This is a genomic window from Sediminicoccus sp. KRV36 (assembly GCF_023243115.1).
GTDB lineage: Bacteria > Pseudomonadota > Alphaproteobacteria > Acetobacterales > Acetobacteraceae > Roseococcus.
On record NZ_CP085081.1, the window covers coordinates 52446 to 71738 of the forward strand.

Here is a 19293-nt window from a genome sequence, read left to right on the forward strand (position 1 = left end):
TTCATTCGTGCTCGCGCTCCGTATCATTCCCTGCCTCGATGTGAAGGAAGGCCGCGTCGTCAAGGGCGTGAACTTCGTGGCCCTGCGCGATGCAGGCGATCCGGTGGAGCAGGCGCGGGCCTATGACGCACAGGGTGCGGACGAGATCACCTTCCTCGATATCGGCGCCACCCATGAAAACCGCGACACGATGTTCGACGTCGTCTCCCGCACGGCGGCCGAGGTGTTCATCCCGCTGACCGTGGGTGGCGGCGTGCGCAGCGTGGAGGATATCCGCAAGCTGCTGCTGGCCGGGGCGGACAAGGCCAGCATCAACAGCGCCGCCGTGAGCGACCCCGACCTGGTGCGCCGCGCGGCCGAGGCCTTTGGCAGCCAATGCATCGTCGTCGCGGTGGATGCGAAGCAGGTGCGCGATGGCCATTGGGAGGTGTTCACCCATGGCGGCCGGCGCGAAACCGGCCTTGACGCCGTGGAATGGGCGCGCCGCATGGCGAGCCTGGGTGCGGGTGAAATCCTGCTGACCTCGATGGACCGCGACGGCACGAAGCAGGGTTTTGACCTGGAGCTGCTGCGCCGGGTGGTGGGGGCCGTGCGGGTGCCGGTGGTGGCTTCCGGCGGCGTTGGCGCACTTGAGCATTTCGTGGAGGGCGCGCGGGCAGGGGCCACGGGATTGCTGGCCGCCAGCGTGTTTCATGACGGCGTGTTCCGCATCGAACAGGCCAAGGATGCATTGGCGGCGGCGGGGCTGCCCGTGCGCCGCGTCCGGGAGATTGCGTGATGGCGAAGACTGCCAAGGTTTCCAAGACGGCGAAGCCCGCCAAGACGGCAAAGCCCGTCAAGGCCGCCAAGAAGCCCACGAAGAACAAAGTGGCGCGCAAGGCCGCGAAGCTGCCCATCCCGGCGAATATCCCCGTCGAGAAGGTGCGCATCCCCAAGGCGGTGCTGCGTGCCGAGGCGGCCCATCTGAAGCCGCTCGAACTGCCCGAGGATGGTGATGCGGCGGTGCTGGATCGGCTCTGGACCACCATCGAATCGCGGCGCATGGCGGGCAATGCGGCCACCTCGCATTCGGCCAGGCTGATTGCGCGCGGCACGCAGAAGGTGGCGCAGAAGCTGGGCGAGGAAGCGGTGGAGCTGGTGATCGAGGCGGTGGCCCGCAACCGCCCGGCCACCATCAGCGAATCGGCCGATGTGCTCTACCACCTCATGCTGCTGCTGGTGGATGCGGGCATTACGCCGGGCGAAGTCTGGGCCGAGCTGCGCCGGCGCGAGGGGATTTCGGGCATTGCCGAAAAGGCCTCCCGCCCGCGGCCCAAGGCGCTGCTGGCCATCGCCCAGACCACCAAATTGCCCTAGGTTGCCGGCCATGAGCGTGACCGGCCTTCCCCCCTATGACCCGCAGAACATCTTCGCGCGCATCCTGCGCGGGGAAATACCCTGCAAGCGCGTCCATGAGGACGCGTTCGCCCTGGCCTTCCACGACATCAACCCGCTCACGCCCACGCATGTGCTGGTGATCCCGAAGGGCGCCCATGTCAGTGCCGCGGATTTTCACGCGAATGCCAGCGCTGAGGACATCGCGGGCTTCTGGCGCGCGGTGGCGCAGGTGGCGAAATCCCTGGGGCTGGAGGCGTCGGGCTACCGCCTGCTGACCAATATGGGCTTGGATGCGGGGCAGGAAGTGCCGCATTTCCACGTGCATGTCTTTGGCGGCAAGCGGTTGGGGCGGATGGTTTCCGCTGGGTGAGGGCGTCGGGCGAGAGCCCGCCTGGAAATGTCGGGCGAGAGCCCGCCTGGAAATGTCGGGCGAGAGCCCGCCTGGAAATGTCGGGCGAGAGCCCGCCTGGAAATGTCGGGCGAGAGCCCGCCTGAAGATGTCGGGCGGAAGCCCGCCGGTGCCAGCTCGTCCCCTCCCCGCGTCACCCCAGCCCGAAGGCGCGCAGCTCCGACACCGCCGCACGCACCGGCGTAAAGCCCGAGACGGCTTCAAGTGCCGCAAGCCGCACCGAACGCAGCTCGGCGTCCGAGAGGGACAGCATGCGCCGGATGGCGCGCGCCACCGCCGCCTCATCCGTGGTGTTCGCCAGGAAGCCGCTGACGCCGTCGCTGATGAAATCCGTGGCACCGCCCAATCCGGGGGCCAGCACGATGGCGCCGCAGGCCATCGCTTCCGCGGCGGTGCGGCCGAAGCCCTGGTAGTCCGAGAGATCCAGGAAGACATCCGTCGCGCGCAGCAATTCCGCCACTTCCAGCTGCCGCAGCCGGCCCATCAGCGTCACGCCCTCGGGCAGGGTTAGGCCGGCTTCGCGCAGCTCTTCGGCGGTGCAGCCAAAGGCGGTCACGGCCACCGGGCCGAACTCCCCCGAGGCCAGGCGCTCCAGGATGCGCAAGGTCCGGCGCGGGGCCCGGCGGGGTGTTGCCGGGCGCACCATCGCCGTCACCTGGCGCAGCGCTCCGGCGGGGCGCCGAGCCGGGCGATAGATTCCGTGATCAATGCTCGGCACCACCAGATGCGTCGCATGCCCGTGCGCCGCCTCCACCATGCCGGTGAGCCAGCGCGTCTTCGCGAAATACGTGCACTCCGGCAAGACGGCATAGCTGGCAATGGCCAGGGCATGCTCCGCGCTGCCCGCCGCGTAGAACAGCGGCTCGTAATCCTGCACGTAATACGCCGCGCGATAGGCGGGCGCCCGCCCCAGCCGCGCGACCTCGGCGATGGTATGCGCCGAGGTGTTGGTGGTCGCCACCAGGACATCCTCCTGGGCGGCCAGATGGGCCAGGTCCTTGGGGCCGTCAAACGCCTCCATGCCGCCGGTCTCCACCCAGGGGAAGCGGTCATAGGTGTGGCGGAAGCCCTCGGCGTTGCGGCGGTTCACCAGCACCCGCGCCTCGATGCCGAGGTCCCGCATCGCGTTCACCTCCTGCACTACGGAATGCGCGCCGCCACCACCGCCACCGACCGGCAGAACGAAGGAGATTCGCGCCATGCTCAAACAGGCCCCGCTTCAGGCTGCATGAGTTCCGACCCGAGATGAGCCAGCCGCGCGCGCAACTGCCCGAGCGGAACGCAATCCTGCATGATCCGCTCCAGTGCCGGGATGACGACACCCGGATGCTTGTTGGTCATTTCCAGCCATCCGGCGCGCGAGAGCCGCGCCCGCGCCACTGAGCCGAAACTGACGCTCTTGTGGTGATAGACAAAGCAATCATCCGCCACGGTCAGCCGGAAGCCGGCACGGCGCGCGCGAAGGCAAAGATCGGTCTCCTCGCCATAGCCCATGGGGAAGGCATCTTCGTCGTATGGCCCCACCACATCAAACACCTCGCGGCTGATCATGGTGCAGAACCCGTTCAGCACCGGAAATTCCGGATAGGCCCGTTCCGAGACACGGTCCAGGATGGCCTGGACCTGTGGCAGATGATGCGGCGCGATCATGCTGTTGGTGGACCAACTGCCATCCGGCCGCTTTGCCGCCGGCAGGCTTTGCCAGGTGGCGGCGTTGGACAGCGGGCCCACCATGCCCGTCCCCGGCCGCGCGCGCGCGGCGGCGTGCATGCGGTCCAGCCAGCTCGGCGGGACGATGGTGTCGGAATTCAGCACCACCACCCAATCGGCGCTGGTGAGCAGCACGCCTTCATTGATGGATTTCGTATAGCCGCGATTGCTGTCGCGGCGGTGCAGGATGAAGCGCGGATCGGCCGCCGCCTGGGCGCGCAGCATTTCGGCGGTGAAGTCCCGGCTGCCATCATCCACCATGAGGACCTGCATGGGGCCGGTTGCGCCATTGCGCAGCGCCTCCAGGCATTGCTTCACCTCCTCGCCGCCGTTGAAGATCGGCAGGATGATCTGGGTGAAGGGATGCGCGCCGCCGGCGGCGCGCGAAGCGGCCCGGCTGGGTGGCGGCGCCTGCCACAATGCGGGCAGCAGGCTGTGGTCCTCGGCGCGTGCCTCGCCATGGACGCGAAGGAACTCCACGGCCTGGGCGAAGGCGCCATCCAGCCTTCCATCCTCGAAGCGGGGGGCTTCGGGCAGGGGCTGCGTCCCCTGCTCCGGCAGCAGGGCGGAAAGGCCCTTGGCGCCTTCCACCCGCAGCCCGATCCAGACGCCGCCCTCCGCCAGCATCTCCGCCTCCTCGGCCGAGAGCAGGAGCTCGATGGGATGCTCGGAGGGGCGGCGAAACACCCAGCCCCGCCGCAGCCGCCGCAGGGGCTTGAAGCCTGCGCCCTCGCGGCGCTCCAGCAGGATATCGAACCGCGCGCGGATCTGGGTTTCCGTGGCTTCGGGCAACCAGGCGATGATGCGCCAGGGCTGCGCCTCCCCCGGGGCTGGCGGGTCCAGCCGGATATGCAGGGTGACGGTGCTCGCGACCGCGTCGGCCAGCAGCCGCAGGCCACGCGGGATGCCGGACCCCGCCGGGGGCTCGGCCAGCGGGGGCTCGGCCAGCGGGGGCTCGGCCAGAGGGGGCTTGGCCAGAGGGGGCTTGGCCAGCGGGGCCTCGGCCAGAAGCTCAAAGCGCAGGCCCGTGGCGGGGCTGGCTGCCTCGGCCAGGAGGCCATCGGCGATGAGGCTCGCCATGCCGGCGGGCCTGACGCCGGCCAGGCCCTCGGGCCAGCGCATCCCGGTGCGCCTCTCCGGTTCGGCCGGCATGGGCGCACCCGCCGCCCGATGCGCCAGCAATGTGAGGGGCGAGCCATCAAGCTCCAGCCCGGAGATCATGTGGAAGGCGCGCGCCCGCCGCGGCACGCCGTCCCGCAGCATGTCGGGCAGCGGCCAGGTCACGCGGTGGCGGCCCTGCGCATCGCGCAGTGGCTCGGCCGTCAGGATGTGGGTGGGGAAGCCCTCGATATCGAGGCCGATTTCCGGCAATTCCTCAGCGTCGGAAGCGTCGGAAGCGCCGGAAGCGTCGGAAGCGTCGGAAGCGCTGGCTGGGGCGGATGGATCAGGTGACACCCAGCCCCGCAGCGCCGGCGGGTCTTGCGCCAGATGCAATGTGCCGCCGGGGTTCGCCGGCATGGCATCCGGCCCGGCCTCACGAGGTTCAACCCTGCCATCCATCCAGTGCCATCCATCCAGTGATCGCCACTTTCACGCGGAATACATCGTTTTGAATAGCATTGGCGGGCGGGCCAAGGAAGGCCGGCCTTGAGCTTGCCCGGCCGCGGGGATACATGAAGTTGCCGCCGGAAAGCACGCTTTCCGCGTGTCAGCTGCGAAAAGGCCCCGATGCTGGATCAGGACGCGCTCTCCCCCGGCCATGCCGCTCCGCCGCTCCGCCTCCTGGTGGTGGCGGCCCGACGTGACCCGGAGGCCTCGGCCGGCCGCATCCTCGCCGCCGCCGCCGAGGACGCGACACTCGAAGCCCGGCTGCTCTGCGGTGCCGCCGGGATCGAGCCGCCGCCTGGAGTCCGGATTTTCCAGCCGCATGACGACCACAGCTTCCTCGCCGAGGCCGAGCCTGGTTACGATGCCGCGGCGCTCAGCCAGCTCGACGCCGATCTGCTGCGCAAGCTCGGCGCCTGGCTCACCGACTGGGCGCCCGAGGTGGTGCATCTGCATGATCTGGCGCCCTTCGGGATGGAGCTGATCGGCCTGCTGCGGCGGCGGCTGCCATCGGCCCGCATCCTGGTGTCGCTCTCGCCCGATCTCGCGCGGCGGATCGGCATCACCGGCCCGCCGCAGGGCTTTCTGCGCACCGCGCCGCTGCGCCGCTTCCTGGCGGAATGCACGCTGTTGCTCCCTTGCGAGACGCTGCTGCCCGCCTGCCTGGCCTTTGGCCTCGACCCCGCCCGCCTGCTGGTCCAGGCCTCGCTGCCGCCGGATTTGATGCCCACGGAATTGCCGCCGCTCGGTCGGTTCCTCGTGGTTGCCGCCTTCCCGAAAGGCCCGGCCGAAGCGAGGCTGCTGGCGACGGCCGCCGAATTGCTGGCCGGTACCGGCCCCCGGCTGCGGATCGAGCTGCATGGCGACGGCCAGGACCAGCCGCCGCTGCGGGATGCGGCGGCGGTGCCCGGCAGCCCGCTGGCGCTGGTGCCCGGGGATGCACCGCGCGGCGCCTTGCTGGCCCGCGCGCATCTGGTCCTGATGCCCGATGCCGAAGGCGCCGATCCCGAGGGGCTCGCGCGCCTCGCACTCGCGCTGCGCCGCCCTGTGATTTGCGCCGGGCAGGGGCCGCTCGCCACGCAGCTCCAGGCGGGGCGGGATGCCTGGCATTGCGCCATGAACCCCGTCAGCCTCGCGGATCTCCTGCTGGCGTTGCACGAAACGCCCGGGCGCGTGGCGGCGATGGCCGATTCCCTGCTGCCCCCGCCCAGCCCCGCCGAGGGGGCGGCCGCGCTGTTCGGCCTGTACCGGGAGGTGCTGTCCGACCCGTCACGCATCGCCCATCCGGCCAGGATCTGAGCCATGCCGGACACGCTCCATCCCCCCGCCGCGCAATCGCTTCGTTTCAGCCCGCGCGCCGTGGCCCGCTCGGAAAGCGCCAATTACCACCAGGGCGAGGATATCCGTCTGCATCTGGTGGTGCGCGGGCACCAGGGCCACCCCTGCCTGATCGCCAATGACTGCCTCGAAGGCCGCTGGGGCGAGGAGCTGCGCCTGCCGCTCTCGCCGGAGGAAGCGCTCTCGCCCGCCGTCCAGGTCGCCTTCACCGCCATGGGCATCGAACTGGCGCTGGCCGGTGCCGCGCCCGTGGCGTTCCGGCCGGGCCTGCCGGTGCCGCAATCCCTCGTGACCCGGCACGGGCCGGATATCGAAGCGCAGATCGGCGCGGTACCGGCCGCGCGGGCGCTGGCGGCATCGCCGATGGCGGGGGAAGGCGTGATCGAGGCCGCGGCCAGCCTGCCGGGCACGGGTTATCGCCTGCTCCTGCTTCGGCTGGCCGATCCGGCCCTGGAAGAATCGCTGATCCTCGCCCCGGTGCCGCTGCGGCTGCGGGATGCCACCGGGCTCGCCCCCGCCGCCCCCGCCTGGATCTGCGCCCTGCCCGAGGGCCAGGGCTTGCTCGCCGCCGTCGAGAGTGCCGGCGATGCGCCGGTGAGCGGCGCCGAATTGCTGCCGCCGGGCCGTGCTCCGGTGCTGCTGGTGCCCGCCCATGGCCAGGCCCAGGCCATGCGCCCACCGGCCAGCGAATTCCTGGCCCGGCTGGCCCAGGCGCGCGGCCCGGCGAAAGCCGAATTGGGGCGCCTGCTGGCGCGCGGCTTCACCGGCCGCAATACGCTCTCCTGGCTCTCGGCGCCGGTGGGAATGAGCGTGGCGCGGCTGCTGCCCACGCCCGAAGGCCTGTTGCTGCAAGGCTGGCTGAGCGATCCGGGTAATGCGATCGCCGCCATTCGCCTCCGCGCGGGCGAGAAGACCTGGCCCCTGCGCCCGGGCGCCTGGCTCGATACCGAGGCCTGGGACGGGGATGGCGGGCGCGGCTTCCTGGCCCATGCGCCGTTTACCACGCAGCAGGGCACGACCCGGCTGGGCGAGGCATGGCTCGATGTGACGCTGGCGACGGGCGAGACCGGCACCCTGCCCCTGCCACTGCCCGAGCCGCTGGGGATCGCCCCCCTGCGCGCCACCCTGGCCGAGCTGGGTGCCCTGCCGGAAGCCCTGCTGGATCATGCCTTCGGCGCGGTGCTCGGCCCTGCCCTGGCCGCCTGGCAGCAGCAGCGCCTGGCACGCCCGATGGCGGTGGAGGAGCGCGTCTTTGGCGCGCCGCCCGAGGCGCCGCGCGCCAGCATCATCATCCCGCTGCATGGCCGGCTGGACATGCTGCCGGTCCAGATGGCGCTATTCAGCGCCTGCCGGATGGCGGGCGATGAGATCATCTTCGTCCTGGATGATCCGCCCCGGCGCGAGGCGGCCCTGGCGCAGGCGCAATCCGCCTGGGAGCGTTTCGGCCTGCCGTTGCGGTTGATCCTGCCCGCCGAATCCCGCGGCTTCGGCCCGGCCAGCAATCTGGGCCTGCGCCATGCGTGCGGCGGGGTGGTGGTGTTCCTCAATGCCGATGCCTTCCCGCAAGCCACGGATTGGCTGGATCTGCTGGTCGCTGCCCTGGCCGAACCCTCGGTCGGGGCGGCGGGCGCGCGGCTGCTCTATCCCGATGGTAGCCTGCAGCATGGCGGCATGCGGCTGGAGCCCGGGCCGGCCGGCTGGCTTTTCCCGGCCCATCCCGGCAAGGGCCTGCGCCCCCTGCCCGCCGCCGCCGAGCCGCGCGACGTCGAGGCGCTGACCGGCGCCTGCCTGGCGCTACGGCGCGAGGTGGCGGAACAGTTCGGCGGCTTCGACCCGGCCTATGTGATCGGTGATTTCGAGGATGCCGATCTCTGCGCGCGGCTGCTGCAGGCCGGGCTGCGCTGCGTGATGGAGGACCGCGCCACGCTGGTCCATCTGGAGCGCCAGTCCCAGGGCCGCGCGGATGCGGAAGCGGGGCGCTGGAACCTCACCTTGCTCAATGCCTGGACCTATAACCGCCACTGGAAACCTGCCTGATACGGCGTGCCGCTCAGCGACCCACGCGCTGCGCGGCGAGGGGCAGGGCCAGGCTTTGCTCGGCGCAGGCATCAATCCGCCGGCGCTCCTCCGCCACATTGCCCTGATAGACGATCCGCACGTCATAGAGGCATTCGCCAACCGGCAGGCTGAAGGCGCGGGTGGCGCCAGCGCGCAGGGTTTCCGTCGCACCCAGCCGGTCCTCGCCCCAATTCTGCTGGGAGCTGGGCGAGATATAGACGTTGTTGATGATGTTGGGGGTGCCGTTGCGCAGGCTCAGCGCGGGCGTTCCCCCGGGACGGCAGGGCCGGGGGGTGCGGGCTTGGACTGCGCCAGGGCCATGCCGGACAGCCCCATCATCACACCGAAACACATCACCGCGATCCGAGCCATGGCCTGTCTCCCGCCCTTTGGGGCAAAGGCTACCGGGCTATGGCCGCGCAACACAAGAATGAGCTGCTGCGCCTGGCCGCGATACCCTCCGGCAGCCGCAGGCCGCCCGATCAGAAACGCTCGGCGCGGTAGGGGGCAGGGTCCAGGAAGGGCGCCTCGCCGCACATCATCTCGGCCAGCAGGCGGCCGGTGGTGGGGCCGAGCGTCAGGCCCTGATGGGCATGGCCGAAGGCGCACCAGGCCCCGGCCTGGCCGGGCAGCGGGCCGATGATGGGCAGCATGTCCGGCGTGCAGGGCCGCACGCCCATCCAGGGGCTGGCATCCACCCGATCCGCCAGGGGGAGAAGCGTCCGCGCCACGGGTTCGGCGCGCTCCAGCTGCACGGGCGTGGGCGGCGCATCGGGCCGCGCGAATTCGGCGCCGGTGGTGAGGCGGATGCCGGCCCGCATGGGCGCCAGCAGGAAGCCGCTCTGCATGTCGAGGATGGGGCGGTTCAGGGTCGCGTTGCCGCGCATCCGGTAATGCATGTGGTAGCCGCGCTTGCCGAAATAGGGCGGCGCGTAGCCCAGGCCCCGCGTCAATTCGACGGCGGCGGCGCCCAGCGCCACCACGACCTGCGCCGCCTCGATCGGGCCGTCCTGGCCCTGCACCCGCCACCCAGCGCCGGCGCGGGTCAGCGTCATGGCATCGCCCAGCGCCAGCTTGCCGCCCGCTGCCAGGAATTGCCGCGCATAGCTGAGGGTGAGCGCATGCGGGTCACTGACCGAACAGGGATCCGGGTAGTGGATCGCGCCCGCCCGCCGGACCTGCAGATGCGGCTCGGCCGCGGCGAGTTCCGCGCCATCCAGCGCGGTGAAGTTCACGCCGAAATCACGCTGGGCCTGCTGCACCTGGGTGAGGGCCGTGGCGAAAGCCTCCTCCGTGGCATAGAGCTTCATCCAGCCGATGGGGCGCAGCAGGGCCATCGCCTCGGTGCCGTCGGCCAGGGCCCGGTGCTCGTCGAGGCAGGTGGCGATCAGCGCTGAGAAGGCGCGCACCGCATGCAGGTAGCGTGTGGGTTCCGAATGCCACCAGTATTGCAGCAGCGGCGAGGCGAAGCCGGGCAGGGCCAGCGGGTGGTAATGCACATCCGTCGCCCGGTTGCCGGCGATGCGGCGCAGTTCGGCCAGGGCCCGGGGGAAGGGGTGCGGATAGACGGCCTCGCGCTGGATCAGCCCGCCATTGCCGAAGGAGGCGCCCTCGCCTGGCCCCTGGCGATCGACCAGCGTCACGTCACGGCCGCGGCGGCGCAAATGCAGGGCGACGGAAACCCCCACCATCCCCGCGCCGAGTACGATCACCGAAGCCGCCATGCCATCCTGCCCCTGCCAAAGCCGGCAGCTTGAACGACGCCCGCGTGACCCGTCCATGGCCCGCGCCGGGGCCCTTCGCGGATGACCTGGAGGCCTCGCTCCACGGAACTCCGATGGCTGCGCAGGAACAGGAGCTTGGCGCAGCGGCGCCCATCCGGGGTTCCTGCCGCGATGCGCGGCGGTCAGCGCCCTTGGATGCGCATTTCCGTGCGGAAGCATTTACCCAACATGCGATAAACCGTCCGGCCGGTATAGTTTCTCTTGACATACCGTCCGGCCGGTATAGTTTCCCGGCATGCCAGAAGCCCCTCCGATCCCCGATGCGCGGACCCGTATCCTCGATGCCGCCGAGCGCATTGTTCAGGCCAAGGGCGTGCCCGCCCTGACGCTGGAGGCCGCCGCGCGGGAGGCGGGCATTTCCAAGGGCGGCCTGCTCTATCATTTCGCCTCCAAGGAAGCGATGTTGAGCGGGCTGGTCGCGCGCCTCGCCGAATATGTGCAGATGGATTTCGACGCGGTCCTCGCCGCGCAATCGGGGCCTTGCCCGGCCAGCCGCGCGGTGCTCGCCTGGGCCTTCGACCATCCCGAGCAGGTCTGCGAGGAGCAGCACCGCGCCGGCGCCGTCTTCCTTGCCGTGTTCCATCATGACCCGGCCATGCTGGGGCCCATCCGCGCCGTCTTCGCCCATATCCGCGACCGGCTGCGCGCCGATGCCCTGCCGCCCGGCCATGCCCTGGCCATCATGGCCGCCAGCGACGGGCTTTTCTTCGGCGCGCTGTTCGGCATGTACGAGCAGTCCGAGGCGGAGCGCCTGGCCATCCGCACCGCGCTGGAGGGTTTGCTCGGGGAGGCCGGCGCATGAACCGCAAGCTCCTGCTGGGTGTCGCGCTGATCGCGGCGGGCGCCGGCGGCTGGTACCTCTACGCCGGGCAGACCCCGCCGCCCGCGCCTGTGGCGGCGGCCCCCGCCGTGCCGCTCGGCGTGGGTGCGCTGGGCCGGATCGAGCCCGCCTCGCGCATCCGCAAGCTGAACCAGCCGGGCGGCATGGCCGTCACCCGCCTGGAACGCCTGCTGGTGGCCGAGGGCGATGAGGTGCGTGAGGGGCAGCTCCTCGCGGAATTCGCCGATGCCCATCTGAAGGACGCCGCCGCCCAGCAGGCCGAGGCCAATCTGGACGAGCTGCGCGCCGCCCTCGCCCGCGTGCGGGAAGCCGGCCGGCCGAGCGAGATCGCCGCCCAGCGCGCCCGCATCGCCGCGATCGCCGCGCAGGAGGAAATCGCCCGGCGCGAGGCGACCCGCACGGACCGCCTGGTGCCCTCCGGCGCCGGCTCGGAGGCGGCGGCGGAGCGCAACCGCTTCGTGCTGTTCCGCCTCTCGGCCGAGCGTGCTTTGGCCGAGGCCGATCTGCAAACCCTCTCCACCCCGCGCGAGGAGGATCTGCGCCTGGCCGAGGCACGTGTGGCCGCCGCCCAGGCCGCGCTGGAGAAGGCGCGCGCCGATGCGGAGCTGGCGCGGGTGCGGGCGCCGATCGCGGGCACCATCATCCGCATCTTCGCCCGGCCGGGGGATCAGGTGGGCAATGACGGGCTGCTGGAAATGGCCGATCTCAGCCGCATGGATGTGGTGGCCGATGTCTTCGAGACCGATCTGGGCCGGCTGCAACCCGGCGCCATCGCCGATATCACCATCCCTGGCGAACGCAGCCGCGTGACCGCCACGCTGCGCGAAATCGGCTGGCAGGTGCGCCGTACCACCCAGGCCGGGACGGACCCGGTGGCCGCGGTGGATAGCCGCACGGTGGAGGTTCGCCTGACCCTCTCCGAGGAGGGTGCCGCACTGCTCCGCCGGCGCACCAATATGCAGGTGCAGGTGGCGATCAGGCCCTTCAGCACGCCGGTGGCCGCCCGATGAACCAGATCAGCGCTGCCGAAAAATTCCTCCCCTGGGCACCGGAACTGACGGGCGAGGCGCCCCCGCCGCCCAGCCCGCCGAAGCCGCGCCCGGGCCTCACGGGGTTCTTCCTGCTGCCGCTGCGCCTCGCCTGGCGGCAATTGCGCGCGGAGAAATCGCGCCTGGCCGCGGCCATGGCTGGTGTCATGTTCGCCTGCGTGCTCGTCTTCATGCAGCTGGGCTTTCGCGGCGCGCTGTTCGACAGCGCCACCAACATGCTGGGCGCCATGCGGGCCGATCTGTTCCTCATGCACCCGATGACGGATGCGAGCTTCCGGCCCGAGCCGCTGCCCCGCGCCCGCGCCTTCCAGACCCTGGCCGACCCCGATGTGGCCGTGGCCGTGCCGATCTACCTGGCGCAGACGGCCTTCCGGAATCCCGAAACCGGCCGCAAGCGCGCCGTCCAGCTGATCGGCCTGGATGCCGAGATCGGCGCCGTCGCCTTCACCGGGCTCGCACCGCTGGTGGATGCCTTGAAGCGCCCGGATACCATCGCCTTCGATGTTCGCTCCCGTCCGGAATTCGGCCCGATCGGGCCGCTTTTCGCCGAGCGCGGGCCCTTCCAGGTGCAGCTGGGCAATCGTGAGATGGAGCTGGTCGGGTTGGTCGAAATCGGCCCCAGCTTCGGCGCCGATGGAAATGTGGTGCTGAGCGAGACGAATTTCCGCCGCGTCTTCGAGCGCCGCGTCTCGAACACGGATCTCGTGGCGCTGAAGCTGCGCGACGGCGCCGATGTGCGCCAGGTGCAGGCACGGCTGCGCGGCATGCTGCCCGGGGATGTGGTGGTGCTGACCCATGCGGAGCTGGTGGCCCATGAGCGCAGCTATTGGGAGAACGGCACGCCCATCGGCTTCATCTTCGTCTTTGGCAGCCTGATGGGCCTCGTGGTGGGCATGGTCATCGTCTACCAGATTTTGTTTTCCGACATTGCCAGCCACATCTCGGAATACGCGACGCTGAAGGCCATGGGCTATTCTAATGGCTATCTCTCCCGCGTGGTGATGAGCGAGGCCTTCATCCTGGCCATCATCGGCTTCATTCCCGGCCTGCTGCTCTCCACCTGGCTTTACAACTGGGTGGGTGCGGCGACCTTCCTGCCGCTGGCCATGTATCCCGAGCGTGGGGTGACGGTGTTCCTGATGATCTTCACCATGTGTGCCCTGGCCGGCCTGCTGGCGATGCGCAAGCTGCGGGACGCCAATCCGGCGGACATGTTCTGATGGAAGCGCCGGTCGAGCTGCGGGACATCACCTTCGCCTATGGGGAGGGCGAGCTGCGCCGCGCCGTCCTGCGCGAGGTGGATCTGAGCATCGCGCCTGGGGAGATCGTGCTGCTGACCGGCCCCTCCGGCTCGGGCAAGACCACGCTGCTGACGCTGATCGGCGCGCTGCGCGCCATGCAGCAGGGCCATGCGCGCGTGCTCGGGCAGGAACTGGCCGGCGCCAGCGAGCAGGACCGTGTGCGGCTGCGCGGGCGCATCGGCTTCATCTTCCAGAACCACAATCTGCTCGGCTTTCTCACGGCCCGGCAGAATGTGGCGATGTCCCTCGAACTGCATGGCGGCATGAGCGAGGCCGAAAGGCTGGCCCGCGCCGGGGACATGCTGACGGCTGTGGGCCTCGCCGATCACGCGGAAAAGCCCCCCTCCCAGCTGTCCGGCGGGCAGCGGCAGCGTGTCGCCGTCGCGCGCGCCCTGGCGGGCGAGCCTGGGTTGATCCTGGCCGATGAACCCACCGCCGCCCTGGACAAGGTGAGCGGGCAGGAGGTGGTGCATCTGCTGCGGGACCTGGCGAAGACGCGCGGCGTGCCGATCCTGCTGGTGACGCATGACCCACGCATCCTTGATATCGCGGATCGTATCGTCGCGATGGAGGATGGGCGCATCGTGCAGCCGGCCCGGGCGGCTTAGCGGGCGGCTTGATCAGGCCAGGCAGCGAGGCGGCTTTGCCCTCTCGCACTCTGCCGCCAGGAAACTCAGTTTCTTGAATCTTCGATCATTCAAATCCCCGAATGAAGCTGCAGGAAACCAGTTTCCCGCCGGGGAGTTCGAGGGGCTGGCCCCTCGCCGCGCGGCTGGGTTCAGCCGCGGGCGTAGCGCAGCAGCATGGCCCCGCCATCCGGCCCGACCCGCCGGACATGGATGCCCGGTTCCGCCCCGGGCTGATTGCCAAGCCAGCTCCCGTAGAGTCCTTCCAGCACCGAACCGACCCAGCTCCCGGTCAGGTCCGCATGCGTGCCGACCATGGGTGCCGCCACGTGGCGCAGCATCACGGTGCGGTTGTTCACATCCAGGCTGATCTGCACATAGCCCCAGTCGGCGATGGCCAGCGTGTCATTCATCCGGGATTCGAGCTCGTCCAGCGTGCCGCAGGCCGGCAAGGGCATCAGGGAGGCCATGCGGGCCCCCACCATGCGCAGCAGCCCCTCGCGCGCGCCGTGGTCCAGGTGGCTTTCCAGGGTCTCCATCATGGCGCGCAGAAAGACGCGCCATTGCGGCGCCACGCCGCGCCGGGCGAAATAGGTCAGGGCATTCTGGTCGGTGATCTGATCCTGCACGAGCACGCCTTAACACAGGGGAGATAGGTTGACCCATTCCCTATAGCGGAGAAGCCGGCAGACGGAAAATCGGCCATGCCGGGCCCGGGCCAGGGCATGATGCGCGGCCGCCCCGCTTGCAGGCTGCGCCCCGCGGCAACATGTTGCCGGTCAGAGACAGCCGCGGACACCGCCCCATGATCAGCCTCCCTGCCCCGAAGCCCGACATCCTCGCCCGGCGTGACGCGATCCTGGCGGATCTCGGGCGGCTGCTGCCGGCCGATGCGGTGATCGGCGAGACGATCCGCATGAAGCCCTATGAGACGGACGGCCTGGCCGCCTACCGGCAGATGCCGCTGGCGGTGGTGCTGCCCCGCACCACCCAGGAAGTGGCGCAGGTGCTGCGCTATTGCCACGCCAATGGCATCCGCGTGGTGCCGCGCGGCGCCGGCACCTCGCTCTCGGGCGGCGCCCTGCCGCTGGCCGATGCGGTGGTGATCGGGCTGATGCGCATGAACCGCATCAAGGAAATCAACCTGGAGGACCGCTACGCCGTGGTCGAGGCGGGTGTGACCAATATCGGCATCACCAAGGCCGTCGAGGGGGATGGCTTCTTCTACGCGCCCGATCCGTCCAGCCAGCTCGCCTGCATGATCGGCGGCAATGTGATGATGAATTCCGGCGGTGCGCACTGCCTGAAATACGGCGTGACCGCGAATAACCTGCTGGGCCTCACCTTCGTGACCATCGAGGGCGAAGTGATCGAGATCGGCGGCAATTACCTGGATGCGGCGGGCTATGACTGGCTCGGCCTGATCACCGGCAGCGAGGGGCAGCTGGGGATGGTCACCGACGTGACCGTGCGAATCCTGCGCGGGCCGGAAGGGGCGCGCGCCATGCTCGCCGCCTTTGACGCCGTGGAGGTCGCGGGGGCGGCGGTGGATGCCATCATCGGCTCGGGCATCATCCCCGTGGCACTGGAATTCATGGACAAGCCCTGCATCCATGCCTGCGAGGCCTTCGCCCATGCCGGCTACCCGCTGGATGCCGAGGCCATGCTCATCATCGAGGTCGAGGGCAGTGTGGCCGAGCAGGACATGCTGCTGGGCAAGATTCGCGACATCTGCGCCCGCTTCAACCCGACGAGCATGAAGCTGGCGGAAAGCGCCGAGCAGTCGCTCGCCATCTGGAAGGGCCGCAAGGGCGCCTTCGGCGCGGTGGGCCGCATCAGCCCCGACTACCTGTGCATGGACGGCACCATCCCGACCGGCGAATTGCCCCATGTCCTCAAGCGCATCGGGGAGATGAGCGTGCAATACGGGCTGGGCGTGGCGAATGTGTTCCACGCCGGCGACGGCAACCTCCACCCGCTCATCATGTTCGACGCGAATGACCCGGAGAGCTTCCGCAAGGCGGAGGAATTCGGCGGTGATATCCTGAAGCTCTGCGTCGAGGTGGGCGGCTGCCTGACCGGCGAGCATGGCGTGGGTGTCGAGAAGCGGGACCTGATGACCACGCAATTCACCCTGCGCGAACTCGATCTCCAGCGCGCCATCAAATCCGCCTTCGACGCAGATTGGCTGCTGAACACGGCCAAGGTGTTTCCCCTGGCCGATAACCCGAAGATCGCGGCGTGACCCGGCCCGAAGGCCAGGGCGCCGAAGGGCTCGGGGAGTTGATGGGGGCGGGCAGTATCGCGCCTGCCACGGAGGAATCGCTCGCCGCCGAAATCACCCGCGCCCATGCGGCGCGGGAGCCGCTCTGCATCGAAGGGCGCGGCACCAAGCGCGCCATGCTGCGGCCGGTCCAGGCGGCGCGCACGCTCTCCACGCGCAACCTCACCGGCATCACGCTGTATCGGCCCACGGAGCTCATGATCCGCGCCCGCGCCGGCACGCCCCTGCCCGAGATCGAGGCCGCCCTGGCCGAGAACAACCAGCAGATCATCGCCGAACCGCCCGATCTCACCGCCATGTTCGGCGCCAGCGAGGCCGGCACGCTGGGCGGTGCCGTCTCCGCCAATCTCTCGGGCCCCCGCCGCATCATGTGGGGCGCCATGCGGGACCATGTGCTGGGCATCCGCGCCGTGACCGGCGAGGGCGAGGTGTTCCGCTCCGGCGGGCGGGTGTTGAAGAACGTCACGGGGCTGGATCTCTGCAAGCTGCTGACCGGTGCGCATGGCACCCTGGGCGTCCTGACCGAGGTGACGCTGAAGGTCCTGCCCCGCGCCGAGGCCACCGGAACCCTGGCCATCCGCGTGCCCGATGCGGCGGGCGGCGTGGCGGCGCTGAGTGCCGCACTCGGCTCGCCCTATGGGGTGAGCGGCGCGGCCCTGCTGATCGAGGGCCACGGCCTGCTCGGGCTGGAGGGCATCATCGCCCTCGCCCGGATCGAGGATTTCACCGAGAGCGTGCGGTATCGCCTGGGACGCCTGCGCACCGAACTGGCCGCGCATGGCGAGGCCACGCTGCTGGACACGGCAGCGTCCCATGCCGTCTGGCGCTCGGTGCGTGATGCCGAGCCGCTGGGCGCCACCCCGGAGGAGGCGATCTGGCGGATTTCCGTCGCACCCTCGGCGGCGCCGGGCGTGGTGGCGGCATTGGGCCGGGCCTTCGCGGCGAAGCTCATGCTGGATTGGGGGGGCGGCTTGATCTGGGTGGCCGGCCCCGCGCGGGAACAGGCCCATGGCGCGGTGATGCAGGCGGCCGCGGCGGCGGGGGGCAGCTTCACCCTGTTCCGCGGGCCCGCATCCCTCTCCGCCCATGTGCCGGTCCTGCCCGAGGAAGCGGCACCGCTGGCGGCCATCGCGCGGCGCGTGCGGGCAGCGCTGGACCCGCTGGGTCTGCTCAACCCGGGGCGCATGCGGGGCTGAGCCGCGGCTTGCCAAATCCTGCCCGGCGTGCTGCTGAACGCCGCCGCGAAATCCCTGGAGAGACGCTTGATGATCTGGCTTCCGCTTGGCCTCATGGCCGCCACCCTGACCCTGGCCGAAACGCGCAGGCTGACCGGCGCGCAGGGCGGCTGGATGGGCCTGGCCCTGCCCCTGGTGTTTTCCGCCGCGGCGCTGTGGCTGCTCGGCTGGCTCTTTGTCTCGGTGGACATGCTGGCCCTGGCCAAGGACAGCAAGGCGGCCCTGTTGGCCTTCGATGCCATGCATTACCGGCTGAACACCGCCATCCTCGCTCTGCTGGGCCTGGGGCTGGGCTTCAGCGGGGCGGCCCGCAGCGCCGGCCTGGTGGCACTGGCCGATCCGGACGAGCCGGCGCCCAGCCTGTTCCTGCCGGTGCTGACGGCGGTCCTGGGCGGGGTGCTGGTCCTGGTCGCCTTCTCGCGCCTGTAGGGCGCCGGCTGGCGCAGGCCCTGGCGGTGTCTCGCGGGTTGTTGGGGAATGTGCCGTTGAGGGGGGAATGCGAGAGGGCGCTGCCCTCTCGCGCTCACCCGCCAGGAAACAGGGTTTCCTGGACCTTCAGGTGACGATGTCTGGCGTGGGGTGAGCGGCTGGTGGCGCGGAGGCCTCACTCCAGCCTTGTGCCGGATACCCGTACCAGTTCCGCATGCCGGCGGATTTCGCTGTCGAGCAGCGTGGTCAGCCGCGTCGCCGGACCGCCGATGATATCCAGCCCCTGCGCCACGAAGCGCGCACGGCTCTCCGGCTCCTCCAGGATTTCGTTCACCACGGCGTTGAGCGCCTGCACGATGGGCGCCGGCGTGCCACGCGGCAGCATCAGGCAGAACCAGCTGCCGAATTCGAGGCCAGGCATGCCCAGCTCCGCCATGGTCGGCACATCCGGCAGCACGGCGGAGCGGCGGTCACTCAGCACGGCGATCGGCGTGACCTGCCCGCCGCGCACCTGCGGGGCGGCCCCGGTGACCAGGTTGAACATCACCTGGATGCGCCCGGTGAACAGGTCAGTGAAGCCCTGCTGGATGCCGGCATAGGGGATATGCACCATCTCCGTCCCGGTCGCCTGGCGATACAATTCCCCCGCGAGATGCATCGAGCTGCCATTGCCGGAGGAGCCGAAGGAAAGCCGCCCCGGATTGGCCCGCGCATAGGCGGTGAAGGCCGCCAGGTCCCGGATGTTCAGCCCGTTATTCACCACCAGGATATTGGGCACATTGCCCAGCAGGATGACGGGCTCGAAATCACGCTGCGGGTTGAAGGCGAGGTCCCGGTACAGCGCCGGGCTGGTCGCCATGGTGCCGGCCCAGGTGAAGAGGATGGTGTGGCCATCGGGGGCCGCGCGGGCCGCCGCTGTCGCACCCACATTGCCATTGGCGCCCGGCCGGTTGTCCACCAGGGTGCGCTGGGGCAGGCGCTTGTCCATCTCCTGCGCCAGGATGCGCGCCAGGGTATCGGCCGTCCCGGCCCCGCCGGCCGCCGGCAGGATGATGCGCAGCGGCCGCTCCGGCCAGCCGGCGGGCAGGGTTACGGCGGCCTGGCTTGCGCCAGGGATGGCAGCGAGGCTGGTGAGCATGAGGCGGCGCGACGGGAAGGGCATGGCTGCGATATCCATCCGGAAGATGGCGATTTTGTGCGCCGCAACCACATGCGTGATCAACAGGTTTGTTTGGCTCCATGGACAG

18 protein-coding genes are annotated in these 19293 nt (G+C 70.1%); 12 read left to right on the top strand and 6 right to left on the bottom strand.

All coding sequences use genetic code 11. The annotated features are described in order from the left end of the window. The first annotated feature begins 7 nt into the window (after nt 1-7). From hisF to LHU95_RS00275, 3 genes are read left to right on the top strand one after another with little or no spacing between them, the layout of a single operon-like run. Nucleotides 8-778, top strand: a complete 771-nt coding sequence (gene hisF / locus LHU95_RS00265; protein ID WP_248709387.1) for an imidazole glycerol phosphate synthase subunit HisF — start codon at nt 8-10, stop codon at nt 776-778. Further along, entirely contained in the window at nt 778-1356 is a 579-nt protein-coding gene (locus LHU95_RS00270; RefSeq protein ID WP_248709388.1) for a phosphoribosyl-ATP diphosphatase, read from the top strand. The genes hisF and LHU95_RS00270 overlap by 1 nt, the downstream gene beginning before the upstream one ends. Nucleotides 1357-1366: 10 nt before the next feature. After that, on the top strand, nt 1367-1747 hold the full coding sequence (locus LHU95_RS00275) for a histidine triad nucleotide-binding protein (RefSeq protein ID WP_248709389.1): 381 nt from the start codon (nt 1367-1369) through the stop codon (nt 1745-1747). 172 nt (nt 1748-1919) lie between these two features. Here the strand turns inward: LHU95_RS00275 and LHU95_RS00280 are convergent, their stop codons facing one another. Together LHU95_RS00280 and LHU95_RS00285 are read right to left on the bottom strand one after the other, a co-directional pair. Continuing rightward, complete coding sequence (locus LHU95_RS00280; protein WP_248709390.1) at nt 1920-2987, bottom strand: glycosyltransferase family 4 protein; 1068 nt, start codon at nt 2985-2987, stop codon at nt 1920-1922. A gap of 2 nt (nt 2988-2989) precedes the next feature. After that, entirely contained in the window at nt 2990-5056 is a 2067-nt protein-coding gene (locus LHU95_RS00285; protein WP_248709391.1) for a glycosyltransferase family 2 protein, read from the bottom strand. A 168-nt stretch (nt 5057-5224) separates the two neighbouring features. Here LHU95_RS00285 and LHU95_RS00290 point away from each other — a divergent pair, with 168 nt between their 5' ends. Together LHU95_RS00290 and LHU95_RS00295 are read left to right on the top strand one after the other, a co-directional pair. Further along, on the top strand, nt 5225-6400 hold the full coding sequence (locus LHU95_RS00290; protein WP_248709392.1) for a hypothetical protein: 1176 nt from the start codon (nt 5225-5227) through the stop codon (nt 6398-6400). A gap of 3 nt (nt 6401-6403) precedes the next feature. Next, nucleotides 6404-8476 (top strand): glycosyltransferase, encoded by a 2073-nt coding sequence (locus LHU95_RS00295; protein WP_248709393.1) that lies wholly within the window; start codon nt 6404-6406, stop codon nt 8474-8476. A 13-nt stretch (nt 8477-8489) separates the two neighbouring features. Here the strand turns inward: LHU95_RS00295 and LHU95_RS00300 are convergent, their stop codons facing one another. Together LHU95_RS00300 and LHU95_RS00305 are read right to left on the bottom strand one after the other, a co-directional pair. Next, nucleotides 8490-8849: a hypothetical protein gene (locus tag LHU95_RS00300; RefSeq protein WP_248709394.1), complete on the bottom strand. Its 360-nt coding sequence runs from the start codon at nt 8847-8849 to the stop codon at nt 8490-8492. Nucleotides 8850-8979: 130 nt separating this feature from the next. Next, entirely contained in the window at nt 8980-10221 is a 1242-nt protein-coding gene (locus tag LHU95_RS00305) for an FAD-dependent oxidoreductase (protein WP_248709395.1), read from the bottom strand. Between the two features lie 295 nt (nt 10222-10516). Here LHU95_RS00305 and LHU95_RS00310 point away from each other — a divergent pair, with 295 nt between their 5' ends. From LHU95_RS00310 to LHU95_RS00325, 4 genes are read left to right on the top strand one after another with little or no spacing between them, the layout of a single operon-like run. After that, nucleotides 10517-11083 (top strand): TetR/AcrR family transcriptional regulator, encoded by a 567-nt coding sequence (locus LHU95_RS00310; RefSeq protein WP_248709396.1) that lies wholly within the window; start codon nt 10517-10519, stop codon nt 11081-11083. Beyond that, on the top strand, nt 11080-12132 hold the full coding sequence (locus LHU95_RS00315) for an efflux RND transporter periplasmic adaptor subunit (protein ID WP_248709397.1): 1053 nt from the start codon (nt 11080-11082) through the stop codon (nt 12130-12132). The genes LHU95_RS00310 and LHU95_RS00315 overlap by 4 nt, the downstream gene beginning before the upstream one ends. Next, on the top strand, nt 12129-13391 hold the full coding sequence (gene devC / locus LHU95_RS00320) for an ABC transporter permease DevC (RefSeq protein ID WP_248709398.1): 1263 nt from the start codon (nt 12129-12131) through the stop codon (nt 13389-13391). The genes LHU95_RS00315 and devC overlap by 4 nt, the downstream gene beginning before the upstream one ends. After that, nucleotides 13391-14080 carry an ATP-binding cassette domain-containing protein gene (locus tag LHU95_RS00325; protein WP_248709399.1) on the top strand — a complete coding sequence of 230 codons (690 nt, stop codon included), beginning with the start codon at nt 13391-13393 and terminating at the stop codon, nt 14078-14080. Before devC ends, LHU95_RS00325 begins: the two co-directional genes overlap by 1 nt. Nucleotides 14081-14250: 170 nt before the next feature. Here the strand turns inward: LHU95_RS00325 and bcsD are convergent, their stop codons facing one another. Then, entirely contained in the window at nt 14251-14733 is a 483-nt protein-coding gene (gene bcsD, locus LHU95_RS00330) for a cellulose biosynthesis protein BcsD (RefSeq protein ID WP_248709400.1), read from the bottom strand. Between the two features lie 170 nt (nt 14734-14903). Between bcsD and LHU95_RS00335 the strand changes: the two genes are divergently transcribed. From LHU95_RS00335 to LHU95_RS00345, 3 genes are all read left to right on the top strand, one after another. Further along, nucleotides 14904-16343, top strand: coding sequence for an FAD-linked oxidase C-terminal domain-containing protein (locus LHU95_RS00335; RefSeq protein WP_248709401.1), 1440 nt, complete (start codon nt 14904-14906; stop codon nt 16341-16343). Then, on the top strand, nt 16340-17578 hold the full coding sequence (locus tag LHU95_RS00340; RefSeq protein ID WP_248709402.1) for an FAD-binding protein: 1239 nt from the start codon (nt 16340-16342) through the stop codon (nt 17576-17578). Before LHU95_RS00335 ends, LHU95_RS00340 begins: the two co-directional genes overlap by 4 nt. A 69-nt stretch (nt 17579-17647) precedes the next feature. Beyond that, entirely contained in the window at nt 17648-18046 is a 399-nt protein-coding gene (locus LHU95_RS00345) for a hypothetical protein (protein WP_248709403.1), read from the top strand. Nucleotides 18047-18221: 175 nt separating this feature from the next. Here LHU95_RS00345 and LHU95_RS00350 read toward each other — a convergent pair whose 3' ends face one another. Beyond that, the gene (locus LHU95_RS00350) at nt 18222-19208 is read right to left on the bottom strand and encodes a tripartite tricarboxylate transporter substrate binding protein (protein ID WP_248709404.1); all 987 of its coding nucleotides are present in this window, start codon (nt 19206-19208) and stop codon (nt 18222-18224) included. Nucleotides 19209-19293: the final 85 nt, after the last annotated feature.